Raw genomic sequence first — 24,486 nt, 5'->3', positions numbered from 1 at the left:
GGACGGGCGCCCTACTCATGCGCATCCGTACGTCCTTCCCCTACGAGACCCACCACGACCTCCGCACCCCTGCTCTACGCGCGCGTGGCGCCCTGGGTCACGGACGAGCACTCGGCGACGGAACTGCCCGACGGCGTCGAGGTCGTCAACTGGCTCGCGGCGCAACCCTGGTGCGACGGCAAGGTCGGCATGTTCGGCATGCTCGGCATCTCATGGGCGACTTCAACTCCCTCCAGATCGCGGCCCTCGCGCCCGAGCCGCTCAAGGCGAACGTCACGGTCTGCTCCACGGACGACCGCTATGACAACGACGTGCACCACACGGGAGGTTCCGTCCTCGCGGTCGACATGCACGCCTGGACGGCGACGATGCTCGCTTTCGTCTCCCGCCCGCCCGATCCGCAGTACGTCGGCGAGGCTGAAGGGCGCGGACACGGGCGTCATGGCCGAGCCCCTGCTGCGCTCGTACGTCAGCGACTCGCACCGCCCGGCCACGGTGTACGCCGCCCTGCCCGGCCGCTGGGTCGGCGAGCCGGCCTGGCCCTCTTCCCCACGTGCGCGGCGTGACGTACGCCCTCCAGGCCGCACCCGTCCTCGTACGCTCTCCCATGCACACCGGCCTGTAGGCCGGCCGCTTCTTCCCCTTCGGCAACGACGCCGACCTGCCACCCGACCAGCGTGAGGAGGACGCGCGCCCGGCGTGCTTCGACTTCGAAGTGGGCGAGGAAACCGGGGTGTTGGGACGCCCGAAGGTGCGGCTGCGGCTGCGACTGCGGCTGAAGTCGGAGGTGCCGCGCCGGCAGGTCGTCGCCCGGCTGTGCGATGTGGCGCCCGACGGCTCCTCGACGCTGGTCACACGCGGGGTGCTGAACCTGTCGGCGCGCCACGGCCGGGACCGGGTGGTGCCTGGGGAGCCGGGCGCCACCGAGGACGTGACCTTCGAGCTGAACGGCTTCGACAGGGAGCTCACGCCGAGCGGCGGCGCCTGCTCCGACTCCCCGAAGGTGATCTAGCCGCGAAAAGGGATATTTCGCCACCTCCAACGAGGCCATCCACCCGGAGGGCGAAGAGGTTCTTTTCCGCCAGACAAGGGAAAAACGGACTCCACGGACAGCCGGTTAAAGGCGAGTTGGAGGCATTGCCCGATTTGCCACTCTTGCGCTCACCAGTGAGTTGGGTCACTCGGGCCGGGTCGGGCACCCGACCCTGCGCGCCCCCTTCCCTCCCTGCGCCGAACGCAAGTTGAGGGTTGGCAACAGCAAAGGATCAAGCACCCCATTCGCACCAGACCATGGTCAAACGGCATGACAGCCACCCATGGCACTTGTTCCGGGCATGTGCTCTCGCATACGTTCCCGCTCGTCGGGCGGACGCCGAATCCTGCCGCCGCCCGAGTCATCCCCGACGAACACACACGCGCGGCAGGAGCGGGGGACCCAGGTAAGTCGCCGGACCGGACGCCTTGATGGCGCACCGGCACGGCTAGGGGTGAAGGCGCGCCGTCACAGGGCGGCGCGACCGGGCATCTCCCGCCCGAACCCGACAGCTCACCTCGCAGGCGCCGGAGAGGAACAGCGCCATGCCCCGAGGCAAACACCGCCGCCCCCGCACCAACCCGCTCACCCGCCGCGTCATCGTCGCCGGTACCGGCACCGCCGCCCTCGCCCTCCCCCTGATGAGCGCGACCACCGCCGGCGCCGCGGAGTCCTCCGCAGCCACGGTCGGGTCCGTCACGTACACCACCAAGAAGGGCGACTCGCTCTACGGCATCGCGGACCGGTACGACGCCCAGGGCGGCTGGAAGCAGCTCTACAAGGACAACCGCAAGGCCATCGGCGACAACCCCCGGCTCATCCACACGGGCGTCGAGCTGAAGGTCCGGGCGACCAAGAAGGTCAGCTCGCCGGCCAAGACGGCCGACCAGGCGTCCGCGCCCGCCAAGAAGTCCTCCGTCGCCCAGGCCACCCAGGCCTCCGTGAAGACGTTCCCGGACAACCTCGACGGCTGGATCCGCAACGCTCTGGACATCATGGGGCAGAACGGAATTCCCGGATCGTACGAGGGCATTCACCGCAACATCATGCGTGAGTCGTCCGGCAACCCGCTGGCCATCAACAACTGGGACTCCAACGCTATGGCGGGCACCCCCTCCAAGGGCCTCCTCCAGGTCATCGACCCCACCTTCGCGAGCTACCACGTGCCGGGGACCGTGTACGACCCCTTCAACCCGGTCGCGAACATCGTGGCCGCGTGCAACTACGCGGCCGCGCGTTACGGCTCGATCGACAACGTGAACGGGCCCTACTGAGCCGGACACAGACCAATTGGCCTATTTCACCTCTATTGGGCGAAATCGACCAGGCTGCCCGCGAACAGTCTCTCGAGGACGACGGCGATGCCGTCGTCCTCGTTCGAGAGGGTGATCTCGTCGGCGACCGCCTTGAGTTCGGGATGCGCGTTGGCCATCGCGACCCCGCGGGCGGCCCAGTCGAACATGGGGATGTCGTTGGGCATGTCCCCGAAGGCGATGGTCTCGCGCGGACCGAGCCCGAGATGCTCGGCGGCGAGCGCGAGACCGGTCGCCTTGGTGATGCCGCATGGCTGGAGTTCGACGGTGCCGGGCCCGGACATGGTGACCGTCGCGAGCGAACCGACCACCGAGCGCGCCGTCGCCGCCAACTCGTCGTCCGACAGGGTCGGATGGCGCAGCAGCACCTTGCTGATCGGCTCGCACCACAGGTCGTCGCGGCGCTTGACGCGTACGGCGGGCAGCGTGGGGTGCGGCATCAGATACCCGGGCTCGATGAGCGTGAGCCCGTCGACGCCGTCCTGGTCGACGGCCGCGTACACCTGTCCCGCCTCGGCCTCGATCTTGCCGAGCGCGGTCTCCGCCAGCTCCCGGTCCAGGGTGACGGACCACAGCAGACGGTCCGCTCCGGCGTCGTACAACTGCGCGCCCTGTCCGCACACCGCGAGCCCCCTGCTGCCCAGGTCGTCGAGCAGCGGCCGCACTCTGGGCGCCGGCCGTCCCGTGACGACGAGGTGCTGGGCACCGGCAGCCGCCACCCGCGCGAGCGCGTCGACGGTCCGGTCGGAGAGCGTGTCGTCACCTCGGAGCAGCGTCCCGTCCAGGTCAGTGGCGATGAGTGAATATGCGATGGGTGGGGCCATGATCAGAGAATACGGACAGGACGCCCCATCGACTCGACCTGAACCGGACGGCTGCTGTGTTCACATGTGTTGACACCTGTTCCGGTTCCCCTTCTGCCTCCGCATCCACAACTTCCTTCCGCCCATGGCGATTTCACTCCCACGTGGCCCCGAAGCACCCCCGAGCCCGCGCCGAGGGTGACGACCTGCTGTTTCGCCGGCCTCGGCGACGCGGGATCTCCGTACTGCCAAGGCAGGCGGCTCACCCGTAACGTGTGGCCCGACGACCACATGGCATACGGAGCGTATGAAAGTGAGGCAGCACCCCATGCCCCCCTTCGATCTCCCCGAGGGCGACCCCTTCGGCACGCACAACCTTCCGTACGGTGTCTTTTCCCTTCCCGGCTCGGACTCCGCACGACGGGTCGGCGTCCGGCTCGGCGACCACGTCCTCGACGCGGGCAAGGCGGCCCACACGCTCGGCTCGCCCTACGCCCCGCTGCTCGCGCAGGACTCCCTGAACCCGCTGCTCGCCGCCGGCCGCACCACCTGGTCCGACGTACGGCGCGCACTGACGGCATGGGTGACGGTCCCGGCGCACCAGGAGGCCATCCGCGACCTCTTCCACCCCCTGTCCTCGGTGACCCTGCACCTCCCCTTCGAGGTCGCCGACTACGTCGACTTCTACGCCTCCGAGAACCACGCCCGGAACGTCGGCCAGATCTTCCGCCCCGACGCCGCGGACTCCCTCACCCCCAACTGGAAGCATCTGCCGATCGGTTACCACGGCCGCTCCGGCACCGTGGTGGTGTCCGGCACCGACGTCGTACGCCCGTCGGGCCAGCGCAAGGCCCCCACCGACCCGGCGCCGGTCTTCGGCCCGTCGGTTCGCCTCGACATCGAGGCCGAGGTCGGCTTCGTGGTCGGGACGCCGTCGCGGATGGGCGAGCCCGTGGCACTGGGCGACTACCGGGAGCATGTCTTCGGCCTGTGCCTGCTCAACGACTGGTCGGCACGCGACATCCAGGCCTGGGAGTACGTCCCCCTCGGCCCCTTCCTCGGCAAGTCCTTCACCACGTCGGTGTCGGCGTGGATCACCCCGCTGGACGCCCTGGAGGAGGCGCGGGTGACACCGCCGGAGCGCACGCACCCCCTGCTGCCGTACCTGGACGACTCCGGCTCCGAGACGGAACCCGGCGGCTACGACCTGCGTATCTCGGTGGCCGTCAACGGCCACGTGATCTCCGAGCCACCCTTCTCCTCCATGTACTGGACCGCCGCCCAGCAGCTCGCCCATATGACCGTGAACGGCGCCTCGCTGCGCACCGGCGATCTGTACGGCTCCGGCACGGTCAGCGGCCCGACGGAACGCGAGCGCGGCTCACTGCTGGAGCTGACGTGGAACGGCCGGGACCCGCTCGAACTCCCCGACGGCAAGCGGACGTTCCTGGAGGACGGCGATGTGGTGACGCTGTCCGCCTGGGCGCCGGGSCCCGGCGGGATCCGGGTGGGGCTGGGGGAGGTCACGGGCCGCATCGCGGCGGGGTGACGCCGGGGTCCGGGCCAACTCGCCGGTCCCACAGGACGATTCGCGGCCCCGGCGTCGGCTCCGGACGGTCGGGCGACCGGCGCCGGCCGGGCATTCGGCGCGTCTTTCCTCCTGACTCCGCCGACGGTCACCGTCATACTGGCTGGCGGTGGGATGCGAGCCGCAAGCGGCGTTCGCGACCCGCCGCCCCGCACGGCCGCCCCCGCACTTTCCTGTTCAGGATCCGGAGACCTCGGCATGACCGTCTGCATGCTCCTGTTGAGCATTGTCGCCCTGACGGCCGCCGTGCCCGTCCCCCGAGCGCTGACCCGGGCCACCTGGCCCGAACGCGAACCCGTGGTCGCGCTCTGGGTGTGGCAGTGCCTGGTCGCCACGGTCCTGCTGTGCTGCCTGACGGCGCTGTCCCTGGGCACCGCCGCCGTCTTCGGCACGGTACGCACCCAGCTCTTCGCTCCGGCGCCGCCGTCGGTGACGGAGGCGTACGACCTCTCGGCCGCGCCGGCCTGGGCGGCTGCCCTCTCCCTGCTGCTGGCCTGCGGTGCGGCCTGGACGACCGCGATGCTGGCCCGCGAGGTCGTCGAGGCGCGCCGGCGACGCGGCCAGGCCAGGGCCCATCTGCGTGAGCGCGCTCCCGACCTGCCCGCGGGCCTGGGCTCGGCGCGCGGTCCGCTGCTGGTGCTGGAGGACGAGTATCCGGACGCCTGGTGGATGCCCGGCAGCCCGGCCCAGCTGATCGTCACCACGGGCGCCCTGCACCGCCTCACCGACCACCAGCTCGACGCCGTCCTCACCCACGAGCGCGGCCACGCCCGCGCCCGCCACGACTGGCTGCTGCACCTGTCCACCGCGCTTGCCACCGGATTCCCCCGCATCCCGTTGTTCGCCCACTTCTGCGACCAGACCCAGCGCCTGGTCGAACTGGCCGCCGACGACACGGCGTCCCGCCGCTGCGGTCACCTGACGACGGCCCTGGCCCTGATCGAGCTCAACCAGCACCGGGGCGTCCTGTCCTGCGCCTCCACTCACCGCCTCCTGGGCGAGCGCGTCGACCGTCTCCTGGAGCCGCCCCCACGCCTGGGGCGCCGCGACCGGGCGCTCACGACGACGCTGGCGGCGCTGGTACCGCTGCTCCCGCTGCTGATCACGTTCGCACCCGGGCTCAGCGCACTGACCTGAGCGTCACTCGGCCGGCGCTCGGCAGCTGCCCCTTCCCCGGCGCCAGGCCCCAGGCCCCATGCTCTAGGCCCCAGGTCCCATGTCCTAGGCCCAGTCCTCCGGCTCCGGCTCTGCCTCCATCTCGGGCCAGTCGTCCACCCCGTGATCGGCCCCGTCATCGGCCCCGTCATCGGCTCCGAGAGCCGCGTCGGGTGCCGCGTCGGCCGCCGCCCCGGCACCGGACTCCCCACGCGCCGCGGCCAGCACCTCCAGCACCCCTTCGCCATAGGTCGCCAGCTTCTTCTCACCGACCCCGCTGACGCCGCCGAGCTCCCGCACGGACGCGGGCCAGACGGTCACGATCTCCCGCAACGTCGCGTCGTGGAAGATGACATACGCCGGAACCCCATGCTCCCGAGCCTGCTCGGCACGCCAGGCCCGCAGCGCCTCGAAGGCCGGCGCCAGCTCCTCCGGCAGCTCGGCCACCGCGGCCTTCGCCTTGCGCTCCCCGCGCCCGGAACCCGAGCCCGACCGCGAGGTCGCCGGCTTCTTCGGTTCCTTGCGCAGCGGCACCTCCCGCTCGCGCCGCAGCACCGATCCGCTGGCCTCGGTCAGCACGAGCGTCCCGTACTCGCCCTCGACCGCGAGCAGCCCCTGGGCCAGCAACTGCCGGATGACGCCCCGCCATTCGCCCTCGATCAGGTCCTCGCCGATACCGAAGACGGACAGCTGGTCGTGATCGAACTGGATCACCTTGGCTGTGCGCCGCCCCATCAGGATGTCGACGATCTGCACCGCCCCGAACTTCTGCCCCCGCTCGCGCTGCAACCGCACCACCGTCGACAGCACCTTCTGCGCCGCGATCGTGCCGTCCCAGGTCTCCGGCGGCGTCAGGCAGGTGTCGCAGTTGCCGCAGCCCACCGGGTCGGGGTCCTGGCCGAAGTAGGCGAGCAGCTGACCGCGCCGGCACTGGGCCGTCTCGCACAGCGCCAGCATCGCGTCCAGGTGCGAGGCGGCCCGGCGCCGGAATGCCTCGTCGCCCTCGCCCGACTGGATCAGCTTGCGCTGCTGTATGACGTCGTTGAGGCCGTAGGCCATCCACGCCGTGGAGGAGAGGCCGTCACGGCCGGCGCGGCCCGTCTCCTGGTAGTAGCCCTCGACCGACTTGGGCAGGTCGAGGTGGGCGACGAAGCGCACATCCGGCTTGTCGATGCCCATCCCGAAGGCGATGGTCGCCACCACGACCAGGCCGTCCTCCCGCAGGAACCGGGACTGGTGCGCCGCGCGCGTGCCCGCGTCCAGCCCCGCGTGGTACGGCACCGCCTCGATGCCGTTGCGGGACAGGAACTCGGCCGTGGCCTCCACGGACTTGCGGGACAGGCAGTACACGATGCCCGCGTCGCCCGCGTGCTCCTCCCGGAGGAAGCTCAGCAGCTGCTTCTTGGGGTCCGCCTTCGGCACGATGCGGTACTGGATGTTCGGCCGGTCGAAGCTCGCCACGAAGTGCCGGGCCGTCGGCATGTTCAGCCGCTGGGTGATCTCCTGGTGCGTCGCATGCGTGGCCGTCGCCGTGAGCGCGATCCGCGGGACGTCCGGCCAGCGCTCGCCGAGCAGCGAGAGGGCCAGATAGTCGGGCCGGAAGTCGTGGCCCCACTGAGAGACACAGTGCGCCTCGTCGATCGCGAAGACGGCGATCTTTCCGCGCGAGAGCAGCTGCAACGTCGAGTCCAGCCGCAGTCGCTCCGGTGCGAGGTAGAGCAGGTCGAGCTCGCCCGCCAGGAACTCCGCCTCCACCACCCGTCGCTCGTCGAAGTCCTGCGTGGAGTTCATGAACCCGGCCCGCACGCCCAGCGCCCGCAGGGCGTCCACCTGGTCCTGCATCAGCGCGATGAGCGGCGAGACGACCACGCCCGTACCTGGTCTGACCAGGGACGGAATCTGGTAGCAGAGGGACTTTCCGCCGCCGGTCGGCATGAGCACGACGGCGTCGCCGCCGGCCACCACATGCTCGATGACCTCTTCCTGCTCACCTCGGAAGGCGTCGTAGCCGAAGACCCGGTGCAGCGCGGCCAGCGCCTCACTTCCACCCGCCTCTGCTGCCCCTGTCGCCTCGGTCACCCTTGGCATCTCCCTGATCCCACCCGTCACACCCATCGCCATGTCCCCCGTACGTCGTCCCTCGACCACTGCCTCCACGATAGGGGCCGCCACCGACAGCATCGGAGTTATCCACAGGCACCGCGGGCCGGGTTTCTCGCCGAGGACACGACAGTCGTTCACACGTGCGGAGGAGACCTGCCCGTTTCCGGCAGTTAGCCTGAATGCACCGGCGAGACTCCGTCCCATGGGAGCACTGATGCGCGTCGCACCGAAGGCGTCAGCGTCCGCTTGGCCGACCCCGCCGGAAGGCGGCTGGACCGCCGACGACCTGGACCGCCTCCCGAATCTTCCTCCGCACACGGAATTGATCGACGGGAGCCTGGTCTTCGTAAGTCCGCAGACCCTCTTTCACTCGCGCGCTGTGAGCTTCTTCGAGTGGCAGCTCCAGTCCTTGGCCCCAGCAGAGTTCGAGGTCATCAGCGAGTTCACCATCGACATCGACCGGCAGAACCGGCCCGAGCCGGACGTGGTCGTCGTGCGTGGGGATGTAGTGGAGGACTCGGAGCAGACGCGCTTCCCGGTCGAGGGGGTCCTTCTGGCAATCGAGGTCGTCTCAGCGGACTCCGTGTCCCGGGACCGTGAGACGAAGCCGCTGAAATACGCCCGCGCGAAAATTCCCCACTACTGGAGGGTGGAGAACGAGAAGGGCCTCGCAGCGGTGCACGCTTTCGAGTTGGAGCCGACCACCCGCGCCTACGCCAGTGTGGGCATCTTTCGTGAGCGGATGAAGTTGGCCGCCCCGTTTCCTGTGGACCTGGACCTCACCCAGATCAAGGCACGCCGGGACAAGGACCAGTAACCCGCCTCACCTGCGCGGCGGCCCGGCTCCCCCTGCGTGGGAAGCCGGGCCGCTGTCGTGGACGCGGGCGCTGTGTCAGCGCACGAACACCCCCGCCTGACCGGCCAGATCCAGGAAGTACTGCGGGGCCACACCCAGCACCAGCGTGACCGCCACACCTACCCCGATCGCCGTCATCGTCAGCGGTGACGGAACAGCGACCGTCGGGCCCTCGGGCCGTGGCTCGCTGAAGAACATCAGGACGATGACGCGGATGTAGAAGAACGCCGCGATCGCGGACGAGATCACACCGACCACGACCAGCGGGCCCGCCCCGCCCTCCGCCGCCGCCTTGAACACGGCGAACTTCCCGGCGAAGCCGGAGGTCAGCGGAATGCCCGCGAAGGCCAGCAGGAACACCGCGAACACGGCCGCGACCAGCGGCGAACGGCGGCCCAGACCGGCCCAGCTGGACAGGTGCGTCGCCTCACCGCCGGCGTCGCGCACCAGCGTCACCACCGCGAACGCCCCGATCGTCACGAACGAGTACGCGGCCAGGTAGAAGAGGACGGACGACACCCCGTCCGGCGTGGTCGCGATGACACCCGCGAGGATGAATCCGGCGTGCGCGATCGACGAGTACGCCAGCAGCCGCTTGATGTCGGTCTGCGTGATCGCGACGATCGCACCGCCCAGCATCGTGACGATCGCCACGCCCCACATGACCGGCCGCCAGTCCCAGCGCAGGCCCGGCAGCACGACGTACAGGATCCGCAGCAGCGCACCGAACGCCGCCACCTTGGTCGCCGCCGCCATGAACCCGGTCACCGGCGTCGGCGCGCCCTGGTAGACGTCCGGAGTCCACATGTGGAACGGGACCGCGCCCACCTTGAACAGCAGGCCCATGACGATCATCGCGGAGCCGACGAGCAGCAGCACGTCGTTGCCCATCGTGCCCGCGAGCGCCGGGGTGACATCCGGGACCGTGCCGTCGACGACCTGCGCGATCGTCGCGTACGACACGGAGCCCGCGTACCCGTACAGCATGGCGATGCCGAACAGCGTGAACGCGGAGGCGAAGGCACCCAGCAGGAAGTACTTGACCGCGGCCTCCTGCGACATCAGCCGCTTGCGCCGGGCCAGCGCGCACATCAGGTACAGCGGGAGCGAGAGGACTTCCAATGCGATGAACAGCGTCAGCAGGTCGTTGGCCGCCGGGAAGATCAGCATGCCCGCGACGGCGAACATCAGCAGCGGGAACACCTCGGTGGTGGTGAACCCGGCCTTCACCGCCGCCTTCTCGCTGTCGCTGCCCGGCACGGACGCGGCCTGTGCGGCGAAGGAGTCGACCCGGTTGCCGTGCGCCGCCGGATCGAGCCGCCGCTCGGCGAAGGTGAACAGGCCGACCAGGCCTGCCAGCAGGATGGTGCCCTGGAGGAACAGGGCGGGTCCGTCGACGGCGATCGCGCCCATGGCGGCGATGCCCGACTTGGTCGTGGCGTATCCGCCGGCCGCCAGCGCCACGACCGCGGCGAAGGCCGCGACGAGCGCCACGGCGGAGACGAACACCTGGGCGTAGTAACGCGCCTTGCGCGGAACGACCGCCTCGATCAGCACTCCGATGATCGCCGCGCCGATAATGATCAAGGTGGGCGACAACTGCCCGTACTCGATCTTCGGCGAGTCGATCTTCGAGATCGGGTCGGCCGCGGTTGTCCACAGGCTGTGGACAGCAGATGTGCTCACTTGGCCGCCTCCACCTCGGGCTGAGGATCCTTCTTGTGTACGTCGGACATGGTCTGCTGGACCGCCGGGTTGACGATGTCCGTCAGGGGCTTCGGGTAGACGCCCAGGAAGATCAGCAGTGCGACCAGCGGGGCGACGACGACGAGTTCGCGCACCCTGAGGTCGGGCATCGCCGAGACCTCCGGCTTCACCGGGCCCGTCATCGTCCGCTGGTAGAGGACGAGGACGTACAGCGCGGCGAGCACGATGCCGAAGGTGGCGATGATGCCGATCACCGGGTAGCGCGTGAACGTGCCGACCAGGACCAGGAATTCACTGACGAACGGTGCGAGTCCCGGCAGCGACAGTGTCGCCAGACCGCCGATCAGGAAGGTGCCGGCAAGCACCGGGGCGACCTTCTGTACACCGCCGTAGTCGGCGATGAGGCGCGAGCCGCGCCGCGAGATCAGGAAGCCTGCCACCAGCATCAACGCGGCTGTGGAGATGCCGTGGTTGACCATGTAGAGCGTCGCGCCGGACTGGCCCTGGCTGGTCATCGCGAAGATGCCCATGATGATGAAGCCGAAGTGCGAGATCGACGCGTAGGCGATCAGGCGCTTGATGTCCCGCTGGCCGACCGCGAGCAACGCCCCGTAGACGATGCTGATCAGCGCCAGGACCATGATGGCCGGCGTCGCCCACTTGCTGGCCTCCGGGAACAGCTGGAGGCAGAAGCGGAGCATCGCGAAGGTGCCCACCTTGTCGACGACCGCCGTGATGAGGACGGCGACCGGTGCGGTGGCCTCCCCCATCGCGTTGGGCAGCCAGGTGTGCAGCGGCCACAGCGGCGCCTTCACCGCGAAGGCGAAGAAGAAGCCGAGGAACAGCCAGCGTTCGGTGTTCGTCGCCATGTCGAGCGTGCCGTTGGCGCGGGCCTCGGCGATCGCCTGGAGGCTGAAGTTCCCGGCGACCACATAGAGGCCGATCACCGCGGCCAGCATGATCAGACCGCCGACCAGGTTGTAGAGCAGGAACTTCACGGCCGCGTACGACCGTTGCGTCGACGCCGCCTTCTCACCGTGCTCGTGGGCACGGTCCCCGAAGCCGCCGATGAGGAAGTACATCGGGATGAGCATGGCTTCGAAGAAGATGTAGAAGAGGAAGACGTCGGTGGCCTCGAAGGAGATGATCACCATCGCCTCGACGGCCAGGATCAGGGCGAAGAAGCCCTGCGTCGGCCGCCACCTCTTGCTGCCGGTCTCCAGCGGGTCGGCGTCGTGCCAGCCCGCGAGGACGATGAAGGGGATCAGCAGCGCCGTCAGCGCGATGAGGGCGACCGCGATGCCGTCCACACCGAGTTCGTAGCGGACCCCGAACTCCGCGATCCAGGAGTGGGATTCGGTGAGCTGGTAGCGGTCGCCGTCCGGGTCGAAGCGGACCAGGATGGTGATCGCGAGGGCGAGTGTGCCGAGCGAGACGAGCAGCGCCAGCCATTTGGCGGCGGTGCGCTGCGCGGCCGGTACGGCGGCCGTGGCGATCGCCCCGATCGCCGGGAGCACCGCCGTGGCTGTCAGCAGTGGAAAGGACATCGGTATCAGACCGCCCTCATCAGCAGGGTCGCGGCAATGAGGATCGCCACACCGCCGAACATCGAGACCGCGTACGACCGCGCGAAGCCGTTCTGCAGCTTGCGCATCCGTCCGGACAGGCCGCCGACCGAGGCCGCCGTGCCGTTGACGACACCGTCGACCAGGGTGTGGTCGACGTACACCAGGGAGCGCGTGAGGTGCTCGCCGCCGCGGACGAGGACGACGTGGTTGAAGTCGTCCTGGTACAGGTCGCGCCGGGCGGCCCGGGTGAGCAGCGACCCGCGCGGGGCGACGGCCGGGACCGGGCGGCGGCCGTACTGGCCGTAGGCGATGGCGACGCCGATGACCATGCACGCGACGGTCGCGCCGGTGATGGCTCCCGCGCTGATCGGCGCGTGGCCGTGGTCGTGCCCGGTGATGGGCTCCAGCCAGTGGATGAAGCGGTCACCGATGCTGAAGAACGCACCGGCGGCCACCGATCCGACGGCCAGGACGATCATGGGGATCGTCATGACCTTGGGCGACTCGTGCGGGTGCGGTTCGTTGCCCTTCTCGTCCGGCTGCCAGCGCTTCTCGCCGAAGAACGTCATCAGCATCACGCGCGTCATGTAGAACGCGGTGATCGCGGCGCCCAGCAGCGCGCAGCCGCCGAGGATCCAGCCCTCGGTGCCGCCCTTGGCGAACGCCGCCTCGATGATCTTGTCCTTGGAGAAGAAGCCGGACAGGCCGGGGAAGCCGATGATCGCGAGGTAGCCGAGGCCGAAGGTGACGAAGGTGACCGGCATGTACTTGCGCAGGCCGCCGTACTTGCGCATGTCGACCTCGTCGTTCATGCCGTGCATGACCGAACCGGCGCCGAGGAACAGTCCGGCCTTGAAGAAGCCGTGCGTCACCAGGTGCATGATCGCGAAGACGTAGCCGATGGGGCCGAGGCCCGCGGCGAGGACCATGTAGCCGATCTGCGACATGGTCGAGCCGGCCAGCGCCTTCTTGATGTCGTCCTTCGCGCAACCGACGATCGCACCGAACAGGAGCGTGACGGCGCCGACGATCGTGACGACCAACTGGGCGTCGGGCGCGGCGTTGAAGATGGCGCCGGAGCGGACGATCAGGTAGACGCCCGCGGTCACCATCGTCGCGGCGTGGATGAGGGCAGAGACCGGGGTCGGGCCCTCCATCGCGTCCCCGAGCCAGGACTGCAGCGGCACCTGGGCGGACTTGCCGCAGGCCGCGAGCAGCAGCATCAGGCCGATGGCGGTGAGCTTGCCCTCGCTCGCTTCCCCGACCAGGCCGGGCTCCCCCTCGCCGCCGAGCAGCGGCCCGAAGGCGAAGGTGCCGAACCAGAAGAACATCAGCATGATCGCGATCGACAGGCCCATGTCGCCGACGCGGTTGACCAGGAAGGCCTTCTTCGCGGCGGTGGCGGCGCTGGGCTTGTGCTGCCAGAAGCCGATGAGCAGGTACGACGCGAGACCGACGCCCTCCCAGCCGACGTACAGCAGCAGGTAGTTGTCGGCGAGGACCAGCAGCAGCATCGCTGCGAGGAACAGGTTCAGATAGCCGAAGAAGCGGCGGCGCCGCTCGTCGTGCTCCATGTACCCGATCGAGTACAGGTGGATCAGCGAGCCGACGCCGGTGATCAGCAGCACGAACGTCATCGACAGCTGGTCGAGGCGGAAGGCGACGTCCGCCTGGAAGCCCTCGACCTGGATCCAGCTGAACAGGTGCTGGGTCAGGGTCCGTTCTTCGGCGCCCTTGCCGAGCAGGTCGGCGAAGAGGACCACGCCGAAGGCGAAGGAGACGAAGGACAGGAGCGTGCCGATCCACTGGCCGACGGCGTCCAGGCGCCGGCCGCCGCACAGCAGTACGGCCGCTCCGAGCAGGGGCGCTGCGATCAGCAGCGCAATCAGATTCTCCACGTTTTCTTCCGACCCCTCAGAGCTTCATCAGGCTGGCGTCGTCGACCGAGGCCGAGTGGCGGGAACGGAACAGCGACACGATGATCGCCAGCCCGACGACGACCTCCGCGGCGGCGACGACCATCGTGAAGAAGGCGATGATCTGGCCGTCGAGATTGCCGTGCATCCGGGAGAAGGCGACGAGCGTGAGGTTGCAGGCGTTGAGCATCAGCTCGATGCACATGAACACGACGATCGCGTTGCGCCTGATCAGCACGCCGGTGGCACCGATCGTGAACAACAGGGCCGCGAGGTAGATGTAGTTGACCGGGTTCACTTCGACGCCTCCTCCGGCCGCTTGTAGGTCGACGGCTCGATGGCGGTCCGCTCCAGCCGCTCCTCCGCCCGCTGCTCCAGCGCCCGCAGGTCGTTGAGCGCCTCGGTGGACACGTCGCGGATCTGGCCGCGCTCACGCAGCGTCTTGCTGACCGTGAGGTCGGACGGGGTGCCGTCGGGCAGCAGGCCCGCGATGTCCACGGCGTTGTGCCGGGCGTACACGCCGGGGGCCGGCAGCGGCGGGACGTGCTTGCCCTCGCGGACGCGCTCTTCGGACAGCTCGCGCTGGGTCTTGGCGCGCTCGGTGCGCTCGCGGTGCGTGAGCACCATGGCGCCGATGGCTGCCGTGATCAGCAGGGCGCCGGTGATCTCGAAGGCGAAGACGTACTTGGTGAAGATGAGGGTGGCGAGTCCCTCCACGTTGCCGTTCGCGTTCGCCTGGGCGAGGCCGTTGAACTCCGTGATCGAGGCGTTGCCGATGCCTCCGATCAGCAGGGCGCCGAAGCCCAGGCCGCAGAGAAGGGCCAGCCAGCGCTGGCCCTTGATGGTCTCCTTCAGGGAGTCCGCGGCCGTGACGCCGACGAGCATCACCACGAACAGGAACAGCATCATGATCGCGCCGGTGTAGACGACGATCTGGACAATGCCCAGGAAGTAGGCGCCGTTGGCGAGGTAGAACACCGCCAGGATGATCATGGTTCCGGCCAGGCAGAGCGCGCTGTGCACGGCCTTCTTCATGAATACGGTGCACAGGGCGCCGATGACGGCGACGGTGCCGAGGATCCAGAACTGGACGGCCTCTCCGGTGGAGGTGGAGTAGGCGGCGAGCTGCGCGCTCATGCCTCCGCCTCCTGTTCTTCGGGCTTCTCGCCCTTGGAGACGGCGACCTGGGGCTCCGTACCGGGAGCGGCCTCGGTCACCAGGCCCCGGTAGTAGTCCTGCTCGTCGGTCCCCGGGTAGATGGCGTGGGGGCTGTCGACCATGCCGTCCTCAAGACCGGCGAGCAGCTGCTCCTTGGTGTAGATGAGGTTGGCGCGGCTGGAGTCGGCGAGCTCGAACTCGTTCGTCATCGTGAGCGCGCGCGTGGGGCACGCCTCGATGCACAGGCCGCACAGGATGCAGCGGGCGTAGTTGATCTGGTACACGCGCCCGTACCGCTCGCCCGGCGAGTAGCGCTCCTCGTCGGTGTTGTCGGCGCCCTCCACATAGATGGCGTCGGCGGGGCAGGCCCAGGCGCACAGCTCGCAGCCGACGCACTTCTCCAGGCCGTCCGGATGGCGGTTGAGCTGGTGCCGTCCGTGGAAGCGCGGAGCGGTGGTCTTCTGCTGCTCCGGGTACTGCTCGGTCAGCCGCTTCTTGAACATGGCCTTGAAGGTCACGCCGAAGCCGGCCACGGGGTTCTGGAAACCGGGCTTGGTCTCCTTGGGCTCCTCAGCCATCGGACGCCTCCTTTCCATCCAGAGATCCGTCACTCTGAGTATCGGGCCCACCACTGACAATCAGCTCCCGCTCGCGGTGCGAGCGGCGACGCGGCACCGGCGGCAACTCCTGTCCCGGCAACGGTGGTACGGGGAATCCGCCCGCCATCGCGTCGAACCCGGCCGGTTCCTCGGCGGCCCCCTCGCCGCCCTTCGCCTTCTCGCGGAACATGTCGGCGAGGAAGGAGAGCAGGAGCAGGGCGAGGACGCCGCCGCCGACGTAGAGGGCGATGTCGGCGAAGTCGTAGTTCTCGTTGCGCAGGGTCCGCACGGTCGCGACGAGCATCAGCCAGACGACGGAGACCGGGATGAGGACCTTCCAGCCGAGCTTCATCAGCTGGTCGTAGCGGACGCGAGGCAGCGTGCCGCGCAGCCAGATGAAGAAGAACAGCAGCACCTGGACCTTGATCACGAACCAGAGCATCGGCCACCAGCCGTGGTTCGCGCCCTCCCAGAAGGTGCTGATCGGATACGGGGCCCGCCAGCCGCCCAGGAAGAGCGTCACCGACACCGCCGACACCGTCACCATGTTCACGTACTCGGCGAGCATGAACAGCGCGAACTTGATCGACGAGTACTCGGTGTTGAAGCCGCCGACCAGGTCGCCCTCGGACTCCGGCATGTCGAACGGGGCGCGGTTGGTCTCCCCGACCATCGTGATGATGTAGATGATGAAGGAGACCGGCAGCAGGACGACGTACCAGCGGTCCTGCTGCGCCTCGACGATCGCCGAGGTCGACATCGAACCGGAGTAGAGGAACACCGAGGCGAAGGCGGCGCCCATCGCGATCTCGTAGGAGATCATCTGCGCGCAGGACCGCAGGCCGCCGAGCAGCGGATAGGTGGATCCGGAACTCCAACCCGCAAGGACGATGCCGTAGATGCCGACCGAGGCGACCGCGAGGATGTAGAGCATCGCGATCGGCAGGTCGGTGAGCTGCATCGTGGTGCGCTGGCCGAAGATCGAGATCTCGTTGCCGGCCGGGCCGAAGGGGATCACCGCGATCGCCATGAAGGCCGGGATGGCCGCGACGATCGGCGCGAGGACGTAGACCACCTTGTCCGCGCGTTTGACGATGACGTCTTCCTTCAGCATCAGCTTGATGCCGTCGGCGAGCGACTGGAGCATGCCCCAGGGGCCGTGCCGGTTGGGGCCGATGCGCAGCTGCATCCAGGCGACGACCTTGCGCTCCCAGACGATGGAGAACAGCACGGTCACCATCAGGAAGGCGAAGCAGAACACCGCCTTGATGACGACCAGCCACCAGGGGTCGCGGCCGAACATCGAGAGGTCTTCAGCGGCGAGGAAAGGGCTCATGCCTCCACCTCCTCGGGGGCCTCGGACGTCAGGGTCGCCGGGCCGATGCGGACGAGTGAGCCGGGCAGCACCCCGGCGTCGGAGGCGACGCCGGCGCCCACGGAGTTCAGCGGGAGCCAGACCACCCGGTCGGGCATCTGCGTGACCTGAAGCGGCAGTTCGACGACTCCGGCGGGGCCGGTCACGGCCAGGACGTCGCCGTCCTTCACGCCGGCCTCGGCGGCGGTGGCGGCCGACAAGCGCGCGTGGGCGGCGTGCCGAGTGCCGGCGAGCGCCTCGTCGCCCTCCTGGAGCAGGCCCTGGTCGAGCAGCAGCCGGTGCCCGGCCAGGACGGCCTCGCCGGCGGCCGGCCGCGGCAGCGTGGCGGCGACCTCAAGGGGTGCGGTGGCCCGCGGCCCGTCCCAGGCGCCGAGCCGGTCGATCTCCGCGCGTGTGGTGCGCAGATCCGGCAGGCCCAGGTGTACGTCCATGGCGTCGGCCAGCATCTGCAGCACGCGCGCGTCGGTCGGCGCCAGGCGGCGGGTCATCTGGTCGGGCTTGAGCGCGGCCTCGAAGAAGCGCACCCGGCCCTCCCAGTTGAGGAAGGTGCCGGCCTTCTCGGCGACCGCGGCGACCGGCAGCACGACGTCGGCGAGCTCGGTCACCTCACCGGGCCGCAGTTCCAGCGACACCACGAAGCCGACCTCACCGAGCGCCTCACGCGCGCGTGCCGGGTCGGGCAGGTCGGCGACCTCGACGCCCGCGACCAGCAGGGCCTGGAGTTCGCCGGTAGCGGCGGCCTCGACGATCTGGCCGGCGTCGCGGCCGTACCGGAGCGGGAGATCGGCCAGGCCCCAGACGGCGGCGACCTCCTCACGCGCGCGTGGGTCGGTCGCGGGACGTCCGCCCGGCAGCAGCGACGGCAGCGCACCCGCCTCGACGGCGCCGCGCTCCCCCGCCCTGCGGGGGATCCACACCAGGTCGGCGCCGGTCGCGGTCGCCGCGCGTACGGCGGCGGTGAGCCCGCCCTCCACGGCGGCCAGCCGCTCGCCGACGACGATCACCGCGCCCTCGGTGCGCAGCGCCTCGGACGCCTGCGCACCGCCTCCGTCCAGGCCGACGCCGCTCGCGAGCGCGTCCAGCCACTCGGTCTCGGTGCCGGGAGCGGCGGGCAGCAGCGTGCCGCCCGCCTTCTCCAGGCCGCGTGTCGCGTGCGTGGCGAGCGAGAAGACCTTCTGGCCGTGCCCGCGCCAGGCCTTGCGCAGCCGCAGGAAGACGCCGGGCGCCTCCTCCTCGGCCTCGAACCCGGCCAGCAGGACGGCCGGCGCCTTCTCCAAGGAGGTGTAGGTGACGCCCCTACCGTCCAGGTCGCGGCCGTGACCGGCGACCCGCGCGGCGAGGAAGTCGGCCTCCTCGCCGCTGTGTACGCGCGCGCGGAAGTCGATGTCGTTGGTGTCGAGCGCCACGCGCGCGAACTTGCTGTACGCGTAGGCGTCCTCGACGGTGAGCCGGCCGCCGGTCAGCACGCCGGTGCGGCCACGCGAGGCGAGCAGTCCCTGGGCGGCGATCTGGAGTGCCTCCGGCCAGGAGGCCGGCTCCAGCTCACCCTCCGCGTTGCGCACCAGCGGCGTCTGGAGCCGGTCGCGCTGCTGGGCGTACCGGAACCCGAACCGGCCCTTGTCGCACATCCACTCCTCGTTGACCTCGGGGTCGTTGGCCGCGAGGCGCCGCATGACCTTGCCGCGCCGGTGATCGGTGCGGGTGGCGCAGCCGCCGGAGCAGTGCTCGCACACCGACGGCGAGGAGACGAGGTCGAAGGGGCGGGAGCGGAACCGGTACGCCGCCGAGGTGAGCGCGCCGACCGGGCAGATCTGGATGGTGTTGCCGGAGAAGTACGACTCGAACGGGTCGCCCTCACCGGTGCCGACCTGCTGGAGCGCGCCCCGCTCCAGCAGCTCGATCATCGGGTCGCCCGCGACCTGGTTGGAGAACCGGGTGCAGCGGGCGCACAGCACGCACCGCTCGCGGTCGAGGAGCACCTGTGTGGAGATCGCCACGGGCTTCTCGTAGGTCCGCTTCTTTCCTTCGAAGCGGGAGTCGGACTGGCCGTGCGACATGGCCTGGTTCTGCAGCGGGCACTCGCCGCCCTTGTCGCAGACCGGGCAGTCCAGCGGGTGGTTGATGAGCAGGAGCTCCATCACACCCTTCTGGGCCTTCTCGGCGACCGGCGAGGTGAGGTGCGTCTTGACGACCATGCCGTCCGTGCACGTGATCGTGCAGGACGCCATCGGCTTGCGCTGACCCTCGACCTCGACGATGCACTGGCGGCAGGCGCCGGCCGGGTCGAGGAGGGGATGGTCGCAGAAGCGGGGGATCTCGATGCCGAGCTGCTCGGCGGCCCTGATGACCAGGGTGCCCTTCGGCACGCTGATCTCCACGCCGTCGATCGTCAGCGCCACGAGATCCTCCGGCGGGAGGGCCGCCTCTCCCCCTCCGGAGGGAGCGCTGGTGGTCACAGTCATGCGTTCACCTCCGTGCGGTGGTCGGCCCAGGCCGTCGACTTCGCCGGGTCGAAGGGGCAGCCGCGGCCCGTGATGTGCTGCTCGTACTCCTCGCGGAAGTACTTCAGCGAGGAGAAGATCGGCGAGGCGGCGCCGTCGCCGAGGGCGCAGAAGGACTTGCCGTTGATGTTGTCGGCGATGTCATTCAGCTTGTCGAGGTCGCTCATGACGCCCTTGCCGGCCTCGATGTCGCGCAGCAACTGCACGAGCCAGTACGTGCCTTCGCGGCAGGGTGTGCACTTGCCGCAGGACTCGTGGGCGTAGAACTCGGTCCAGCGGGTGACGGCGCGCACGACGCAGGTCGTCTCGTCGAAGCACTGCAGGGCCTTGGTGCCGAGCATGGAACCGGCGGCGCCGACTCCCTCGTAGTCGAGGGGGACGTCGAGGTGCTCGTCGGTGAACATCGGCGTCGAGGATCCGCCCGGCGTCCAGAACTTCAGGCGGTGCCCGGGCCGCATGCCGCCGCTCATTTCAAGGAGCTGGCGGAGCGTGATGCCGAGCGGGGCCTCGTACTGGCCGGGGCTGGCGACATGGCCGCTGAGCGAGTAGAGCGTGAAGCCCGGGGACTTCTCGCTGCCCATCGAGCGGAACCATTCTTTGCCCCGATGCAGAATCGCGGGAACCGACGCGATCGACTCGACGTTGTTCACAACAGTCGGGCAGGCGTAGAGACCTGCCACCGCAGGGAAGGGGGGACGGAGCCGCGGTTGACCACGGCGGCCTTCGAGCGAGTCGAGCAGTGCGGTCTCTTCACCGCAGATGTACGCGCCCGCGCCCGCGTGCACGGTGAGTTCGAGGTCGAGGCCACTGCCGAGGATGTTCTCGCCGAGGTAGCCGGCCGCACGGGCCTCACTCACGGCCTCGTGCAACCGCCGCAGAACCGGGACGACTTCACCACGCAGATAGATGAAGGCATGCGAAGACCTGATGGCATAACACGCGATGACAATGCCCTCGATGAGGCTGTGCGGGTTCGCGAAGAGGAGCGGAATGTCCTTGCAGGTTCCGGGCTCCGATTCGTCGGCGTTGACAACTAGATAGTGCGGCTTTCCATCTCCCTGCGGAATGAACTGCCATTTCATTCCGGTCGGGAATCCCGCACCGCCGCGCCCGCGCAGACCGGAGTCCTTGACGTACGCGATCAGGTCGTCCGGCGACATGGCGAGCGCCTTGCGGAGTCCCTCGTATCCTTCGTGCCTTCGGTAGACGTCGAGCGTCCAGGACCTGTCCTCGTCCCAGAAGGCCGACAGCACGGGTGCGAGCAGCTTCTCGGGGCTGTTTTCCTTCAGCTCTGGTGCCAACGTCATCACTCCCCCTCCTCGGCGACAGGCCCTGCCGGGTGGGCCGGGTCGGACGCGGACGATTCCTGCGGCGCGTCGTGCGAGCTGAGGTGTTCAGCCGACGACGGTTGGTGCGCTGCCTTGCCCTGCGGCTCGTCGTGCGGGCCGCCGTCCCGCGGATGGACCACGCGCGCGGGTGCGACCTCTCCCTTGGCCAGGCGGAGGCCCACCAGCGACGCCGGTCCCGCACTGCCGCCCTCCTCGACGGCCCCGGGCCGCTCGTCGGGGAAGCCGGCCAGGATCCGCGCGGTCTCCTTGAAGGTGCACAGCCGGGCCCCGCGCGTCGGCTCCACGGGCCGGTCCGCGCGCAGATCGTCGACGAGGCGCTTGGCGCTGGCCGGGGTCTGGTTGTCGAAGAACTCCCAGTTGACCATCACGACCGGCGCGAAGTCGCAGGCCGCGTTGCACTCGATGTGCTCCAGGGTGACCTTGCCGTCGCCCGTGGTCTCGCCGTTGCCGACGCCCAGGTGCTCCTGGAGTTCCTCGAAGATCGCGTCGCCGCCCATCACCGCGCACAGCGTGTTGGTGCAGACGCCCACCTGGTAGTCACCGCTCGGCTTGCGCCGGTACATGGAGTAGAAGGTGGCGACGGCGGTGACCTCGGCCGTGGTCAGCTCCAGTACGTCCGCGCAGAACCGCATCCCGGTGCGCGTGACATGGCCCTCCTCCGACTGCACCAGGTGCAGCAACGGCAGGAGGGCGGACCGGGAGTCCGGGTAGCGGGCGATGATCTCGCGCGCGTCGGCCTCCAGTCTGGCTCGAACGTCGTCCGGGTAGCCGGGCGCGGGCAGTTCGGGCATGCCCAGGCTGACGCCCCGCTCGGAAGAAGAGGTGGTCACCGGTCGACGCCTCCCATCACGGGGTCGATGGACGCGACGGCGACGATGACGTCGGCGACCTGGCCGCCCTCGCACATCGCCGCCATGGCCTGCAGGTTGGTGAAGGACGGGTCGCGGAAGTGGACCCGGAAGGGGCGTGTGCCGCCGTCGGACACGGCATGCACCCCGAGCTCGCCCTTGGGCGACTCGACGGCCGCGTACGCCTGTCCCGGCGGGACGCGGAAGCCCTCGGTGACCAGCTTGAAGTGGTGGATCAGGGCCTCCATGGAGGTGCCCATGATCTTCTTGATGTGGTCGAGGGAGTTGCCGAGCCCATCGGGTCCCAGGGCGAGCTGGGCGGGCCAGGCGATCTTCTTGTCGGCGACCATGACCGGGCCGGGCTGGAGCCGGTCCAGGCACTGCTCGACGATCCCGAGCGACTGGCGCATCTCCTCCAGGCGGATCAGGAAGCGCCCGTAGGAGTCGCAGGTGTCGGCGGTCGGGATCTCGAAGTCGTACGTCTCGTAGTCGCAGTACGGCTGCGTCTTGCGCAGGTCGTGCGGCAGGCCCGTGGAGCGCAGGATCGGGCCGGTGGCGCCGAGGGCCATGCAGCCGGCCAGGTCGAGATAGCCGACGTCCTGCATGCGGGCCTTGAAGATGGGGTTCCCGGTGGCGAGCTTGTCGTACTCCGGGAGGTTCTTCTTCATCTTCTTCACGAACTCGCGGATCTGGTCCACCGCGCCGGGCGGCAGGTCCTGGGCGAGTCCGCCGGGGCGGATGTACGCGTGGTTCATCCGGAGGCCCGTGATGAGCTCGTAGATGTCGAGAATCATTTCACGATCACGGAATCCGTAGATCATGATCGTGGTGGCGCCGAGCTCCATGCCGCCGGTGGCGATGCACACCAAGTGGGAGGAGAGTCGGTTCAGCTCCATCAGGAGCACCCGGATGATCTTGGCGCGCTCGGTGATCTGGTCCTCGATGCCGAGGAGCTTCTCGACGGCGAGACYGTAGGCGGTCTCGTTGAAGAAGGACGTCAGGTAGTCCATGCGCGTCACGAACGTGGTGCCTTGCGTCCAGGTCCGGTACTCGAGGTTCTTCTCGATACCGGTGTGGAGATAGCCGATGCCGCAGCGGGCTTCGGTGACCGTCTCGCCGTCGATCTCCAGGATCAGGCGGAGCACACCGTGGGTGGAGGGGTGCTGCGGACCCATGTTGAGGACGATGCGCTCGTCGTCGGCGCGGGCCGCGGCCTGGACGACCTCGTCCCAGTCGCCACCGGTGACCGTATATACGGTGCCCTCGGTGGTCTCACGGGCAGATGCTGACTGCGTGCTCACGAGTACGACCTCCGCTGGTCCGGAGCCGGGATCTGGGCGCCCTTGTACTCGACGGGGATGCCGCCGAGGGGGTAGTCCTTGCGCTGCGGGTGGCCCTGCCAGTCGTCCGGCATCATGATCCGCGTCAGGGCCGGGTGACCGTCGAAGACGATGCCGAAGAAGTCGTAGGTCTCGCGCTCGTGCCAGTCGTTCGTCGGATACACGGAGACGAGCGACGGGATGTGCGGGTCGCTGTCCGGGGCGCTGACTTCGAGGCGGATCAGCCGGTTGTGGGTGATCGAGCGCAGGTGGTAGACGGCGTGCAGTTCGCGGCCCTTGTCGCCGAGGTAGTGGACGCCGCTGACCCCGGTGCACAGCTCGAAGCGCAGGGCCGGGTCGTCGCGCAGGGTGCGGGCGACGCGGACCAGGTGCTCGCGCTCGATGTGGAAGGTGAGCTCGCCGCGGTCGACGACCGTCGCCTCGATGGCGTTGCCGGGCAGGAGTCCCTGCTCCTCCAGGGCGCCCTCGAGCTCGTCGGCGACCTCGTCGAACCAGCCGCCGTAGGGGCGGTTCGCCGGTCCCGGGAGCCGGACGGAACGGACGAGGCCGCCGTAGCCGGAGGTGTCGCCGCCGTTGGTGGCGCCGAACATGCCGCGCTGGACACGGATCTCCTCGCCGCCCTGGCCGCGCTGGCCGGGGAGGTTGGAGGCGGAGAGGTCCTTCTCGGGGTTGACCCCGTTGGACCCGTTCGCCCCGTTGGTTCCGTTTGCGTCGCTCACTGCAGCAGCCCCTTCATCTCGATCGTGGGCAGGGCCTTGAGCGCCGCTTCCTCCGCCTCGCGGGCCGCCTCCTCGGCGTTCACGCCGAGCTTGGAGGTCTGGATCTTCTGGTGCAGCTTGAGGATGGCGTCCAGCAGCATCTCGGGCCGTGGCGGGCAGCCCGGCAGATAGATGTCGACCGGGACGATGTGGTCGACGCCCTGCACGATCGCGTAGTTGTTGAACATGCCGCCCGAGGAGGCGCAGACCCCCATGGAGATCACCCACTTGGGGTTCGGCATCTGGTCATAGACCTGCCTGAGCACCGGCGCCATCTTCTGGCTGACCCGGCCGGCGACGATCATCAGGTCGGCCTGGCGCGGCGAGCCGCGGAAGACCTCCATGCCGAAGCGCGCCAGGTCGTATCGGCCGGCGCCGGTGGTCATCATCTCGATGGCACAGCAGGCGAGGCCGAAGGTCGCCGGGAAGACGGACGCCTTGCGCACCCAGCCCGCGGCCTGCTCGACGGTGGTCAGCAGGAATCCGCTCGGCAGCTTTTCTTCGAGTCCCATGTCG

General features: G+C 69.3%; 19 protein-coding genes, 1 pseudogene and 1 riboswitch. Of the genes and pseudogenes, 5 read left to right on the top strand and 15 right to left on the bottom strand.

All coding sequences use genetic code 11. The features are described from left to right. Positions 1-102: 102 nt before the first annotated feature. Both EAO75_RS12430 and EAO75_RS12425 read left to right on the top strand, forming a co-directional pair. Positions 103-973 (top strand): annotated as a pseudogene (locus tag EAO75_RS12430) (CocE/NonD family hydrolase); the annotation flags it as partial. Positions 974-1,391: 418 nt separating this feature from the next. Next, a riboswitch (cyclic di-AMP (ydaO/yuaA leader) is annotated at positions 1,392-1,573 on the top strand. A gap of 5 nt (positions 1,574-1,578) precedes the next feature. Then, on the top strand, positions 1,579-2,307 hold the full coding sequence (locus tag EAO75_RS12425; protein WP_147995094.1) for a transglycosylase SLT domain-containing protein: 729 nt from the start codon (positions 1,579-1,581) through the stop codon (positions 2,305-2,307). Between the two features lie 32 nt (positions 2,308-2,339). On the opposite strand, the gene EAO75_RS12420 is transcribed toward EAO75_RS12425, so the two are convergent. Then, positions 2,340-3,170, bottom strand: a complete 831-nt coding sequence (locus EAO75_RS12420) for an HAD family hydrolase (protein ID WP_147995093.1) — start codon at positions 3,168-3,170, stop codon at positions 2,340-2,342. A 307-nt stretch (positions 3,171-3,477) separates the two neighbouring features. Here EAO75_RS12420 and fahA point away from each other — a divergent pair, with 307 nt between their 5' ends. Continuing rightward, positions 3,478-4,698 carry a fumarylacetoacetase gene (fahA, locus tag EAO75_RS12415; RefSeq protein WP_147995092.1) on the top strand — a complete coding sequence of 407 codons (1,221 nt, stop codon included), beginning with the start codon at positions 3,478-3,480 and terminating at the stop codon, positions 4,696-4,698. A gap of 237 nt (positions 4,699-4,935) precedes the next feature. After that, complete coding sequence (locus tag EAO75_RS12410) at positions 4,936-5,874, top strand: M56 family metallopeptidase (RefSeq protein ID WP_147995091.1); 939 nt, start codon at positions 4,936-4,938, stop codon at positions 5,872-5,874. A gap of 84 nt (positions 5,875-5,958) precedes the next feature. Here EAO75_RS12410 and recQ read toward each other — a convergent pair whose 3' ends face one another. Beyond that, complete coding sequence (gene recQ, locus EAO75_RS12405; RefSeq protein ID WP_147995268.1) at positions 5,959-8,007, bottom strand: DNA helicase RecQ; 2,049 nt, start codon at positions 8,005-8,007, stop codon at positions 5,959-5,961. A 202-nt stretch (positions 8,008-8,209) separates the two neighbouring features. Here recQ and EAO75_RS12400 point away from each other — a divergent pair, with 202 nt between their 5' ends. Then, entirely contained in the window at positions 8,210-8,812 is a 603-nt protein-coding gene (locus EAO75_RS12400; protein ID WP_147995267.1) for a Uma2 family endonuclease, read from the top strand. Positions 8,813-8,887: 75 nt separating this feature from the next. Here EAO75_RS12400 and nuoN read toward each other — a convergent pair whose 3' ends face one another. From nuoN to EAO75_RS12335, 13 genes are read right to left on the bottom strand one after another with little or no spacing between them, the layout of a single operon-like run. Continuing rightward, a complete protein-coding gene (gene nuoN, locus EAO75_RS12395; RefSeq protein WP_147995090.1) occupies positions 8,888-10,537 on the bottom strand; it encodes an NADH-quinone oxidoreductase subunit NuoN in 1,650 nt (549 codons plus the stop codon). Further along, complete coding sequence (locus tag EAO75_RS12390; protein ID WP_147995089.1) at positions 10,534-12,105, bottom strand: NADH-quinone oxidoreductase subunit M; 1,572 nt, start codon at positions 12,103-12,105, stop codon at positions 10,534-10,536. The genes nuoN and EAO75_RS12390 overlap by 4 nt, the downstream gene beginning before the upstream one ends. Before the next feature lie 5 nt (positions 12,106-12,110). Then, entirely contained in the window at positions 12,111-14,024 is a 1,914-nt protein-coding gene (gene nuoL / locus EAO75_RS12385) for an NADH-quinone oxidoreductase subunit L (RefSeq protein ID WP_147995088.1), read from the bottom strand. Positions 14,025-14,040: 16 nt separating this feature from the next. Further along, a complete protein-coding gene (nuoK, locus tag EAO75_RS12380; RefSeq protein ID WP_107904232.1) occupies positions 14,041-14,340 on the bottom strand; it encodes an NADH-quinone oxidoreductase subunit NuoK in 300 nt (99 codons plus the stop codon). Continuing rightward, positions 14,337-15,179 (bottom strand): NADH-quinone oxidoreductase subunit J, encoded by an 843-nt coding sequence (locus EAO75_RS12375; protein WP_147995087.1) that lies wholly within the window; start codon positions 15,177-15,179, stop codon positions 14,337-14,339. Before EAO75_RS12375 ends, nuoK begins: the two co-directional genes overlap by 4 nt. Next, positions 15,176-15,778, bottom strand: a complete 603-nt coding sequence (gene nuoI / locus EAO75_RS12370; RefSeq protein WP_147995086.1) for an NADH-quinone oxidoreductase subunit NuoI — start codon at positions 15,776-15,778, stop codon at positions 15,176-15,178. Before nuoI ends, EAO75_RS12375 begins: the two co-directional genes overlap by 4 nt. After that, the gene (nuoH, locus tag EAO75_RS12365; RefSeq protein ID WP_147995085.1) at positions 15,771-17,135 is read right to left on the bottom strand and encodes an NADH-quinone oxidoreductase subunit NuoH; all 1,365 of its coding nucleotides are present in this window, start codon (positions 17,133-17,135) and stop codon (positions 15,771-15,773) included. The genes nuoI and nuoH overlap by 8 nt, the downstream gene beginning before the upstream one ends. Continuing rightward, complete coding sequence (locus tag EAO75_RS12360) at positions 17,132-19,636, bottom strand: NADH-quinone oxidoreductase subunit G (RefSeq protein WP_147995084.1); 2,505 nt, start codon at positions 19,634-19,636, stop codon at positions 17,132-17,134. Before EAO75_RS12360 ends, nuoH begins: the two co-directional genes overlap by 4 nt. After that, positions 19,633-20,982 carry an NADH-quinone oxidoreductase subunit NuoF gene (gene nuoF, locus EAO75_RS12355; protein WP_147995083.1) on the bottom strand — a complete coding sequence of 450 codons (1,350 nt, stop codon included), beginning with the start codon at positions 20,980-20,982 and terminating at the stop codon, positions 19,633-19,635. Before nuoF ends, EAO75_RS12360 begins: the two co-directional genes overlap by 4 nt. Continuing rightward, positions 20,982-21,854, bottom strand: coding sequence for an NADH-quinone oxidoreductase subunit NuoE (nuoE, locus tag EAO75_RS12350; protein ID WP_147995082.1), 873 nt, complete (start codon positions 21,852-21,854; stop codon positions 20,982-20,984). Before nuoE ends, nuoF begins: the two co-directional genes overlap by 1 nt. After that, positions 21,851-23,173 carry an NADH-quinone oxidoreductase subunit D gene (locus EAO75_RS12345; protein ID WP_147995081.1) on the bottom strand — a complete coding sequence of 441 codons (1,323 nt, stop codon included), beginning with the start codon at positions 23,171-23,173 and terminating at the stop codon, positions 21,851-21,853. Before EAO75_RS12345 ends, nuoE begins: the two co-directional genes overlap by 4 nt. Beyond that, the gene (locus tag EAO75_RS12340; RefSeq protein WP_147995080.1) at positions 23,170-23,931 is read right to left on the bottom strand and encodes an NADH-quinone oxidoreductase subunit C; all 762 of its coding nucleotides are present in this window, start codon (positions 23,929-23,931) and stop codon (positions 23,170-23,172) included. Before EAO75_RS12340 ends, EAO75_RS12345 begins: the two co-directional genes overlap by 4 nt. Then, positions 23,928-24,482, bottom strand: a complete 555-nt coding sequence (locus EAO75_RS12335; RefSeq protein ID WP_147995079.1) for a NuoB/complex I 20 kDa subunit family protein — start codon at positions 24,480-24,482, stop codon at positions 23,928-23,930. Before EAO75_RS12335 ends, EAO75_RS12340 begins: the two co-directional genes overlap by 4 nt. Between the last annotated feature and the right edge of the window lie 4 nt (positions 24,483-24,486).

It is taken from the genome of Streptomyces sp. UW30 (assembly GCF_008042075.1).
Taxonomy (GTDB): Bacteria; Actinomycetota; Actinomycetes; order Streptomycetales; family Streptomycetaceae; genus Streptomyces.
The sequence above is the reverse complement of the archived record's forward strand: the minus strand, read 5'-3'. Positions and strand labels throughout refer to the sequence as shown.

What these genes read in the sequence shown, in the direction of transcription:
- nuoF (WP_147995083.1), bottom strand. Translation starts at nt 20,982, where the DNA reads ATGACGTTGGCACCAGAGCTGAAGGAAAACAGCCCCGAGAAGCTGCTC.
- nuoH (WP_147995085.1), bottom strand. Translation starts at nt 17,135, where the DNA reads ATGAGCCCTTTCCTCGCCGCTGAAGACCTCTCGATGTTCGGCCGCGAC.
- nuoI (WP_147995086.1), bottom strand. Translation starts at nt 15,778, where the DNA reads ATGGCTGAGGAGCCCAAGGAGACCAAGCCCGGTTTCCAGAACCCCGTG.
- EAO75_RS12400 (WP_147995267.1), top strand. Translation starts at nt 8,210, where the DNA reads ATGCGCGTCGCACCGAAGGCGTCAGCGTCCGCTTGGCCGACCCCGCCG.
- EAO75_RS12410 (WP_147995091.1), top strand. Translation starts at nt 4,936, where the DNA reads ATGACCGTCTGCATGCTCCTGTTGAGCATTGTCGCCCTGACGGCCGCC.
- EAO75_RS12425 (WP_147995094.1), top strand. Translation starts at nt 1,579, where the DNA reads ATGCCCCGAGGCAAACACCGCCGCCCCCGCACCAACCCGCTCACCCGC.
- EAO75_RS12375 (WP_147995087.1), bottom strand. Translation starts at nt 15,179, where the DNA reads ATGAGCGCGCAGCTCGCCGCCTACTCCACCTCCACCGGAGAGGCCGTC.
- EAO75_RS12335 (WP_147995079.1), bottom strand. Translation starts at nt 24,482, where the DNA reads ATGGGACTCGAAGAAAAGCTGCCGAGCGGATTCCTGCTGACCACCGTC.
- EAO75_RS12360 (WP_147995084.1), bottom strand. Translation starts at nt 19,636, where the DNA reads ATGACTGTGACCACCAGCGCTCCCTCCGGAGGGGGAGAGGCGGCCCTC.
- EAO75_RS12390 (WP_147995089.1), bottom strand. Translation starts at nt 12,105, where the DNA reads ATGTCCTTTCCACTGCTGACAGCCACGGCGGTGCTCCCGGCGATCGGG.
- EAO75_RS12420 (WP_147995093.1), bottom strand. Translation starts at nt 3,170, where the DNA reads ATGGCCCCACCCATCGCATATTCACTCATCGCCACTGACCTGGACGGG.
- recQ (WP_147995268.1), bottom strand. Translation starts at nt 8,007, where the DNA reads ATGGGTGTGACGGGTGGGATCAGGGAGATGCCAAGGGTGACCGAGGCG.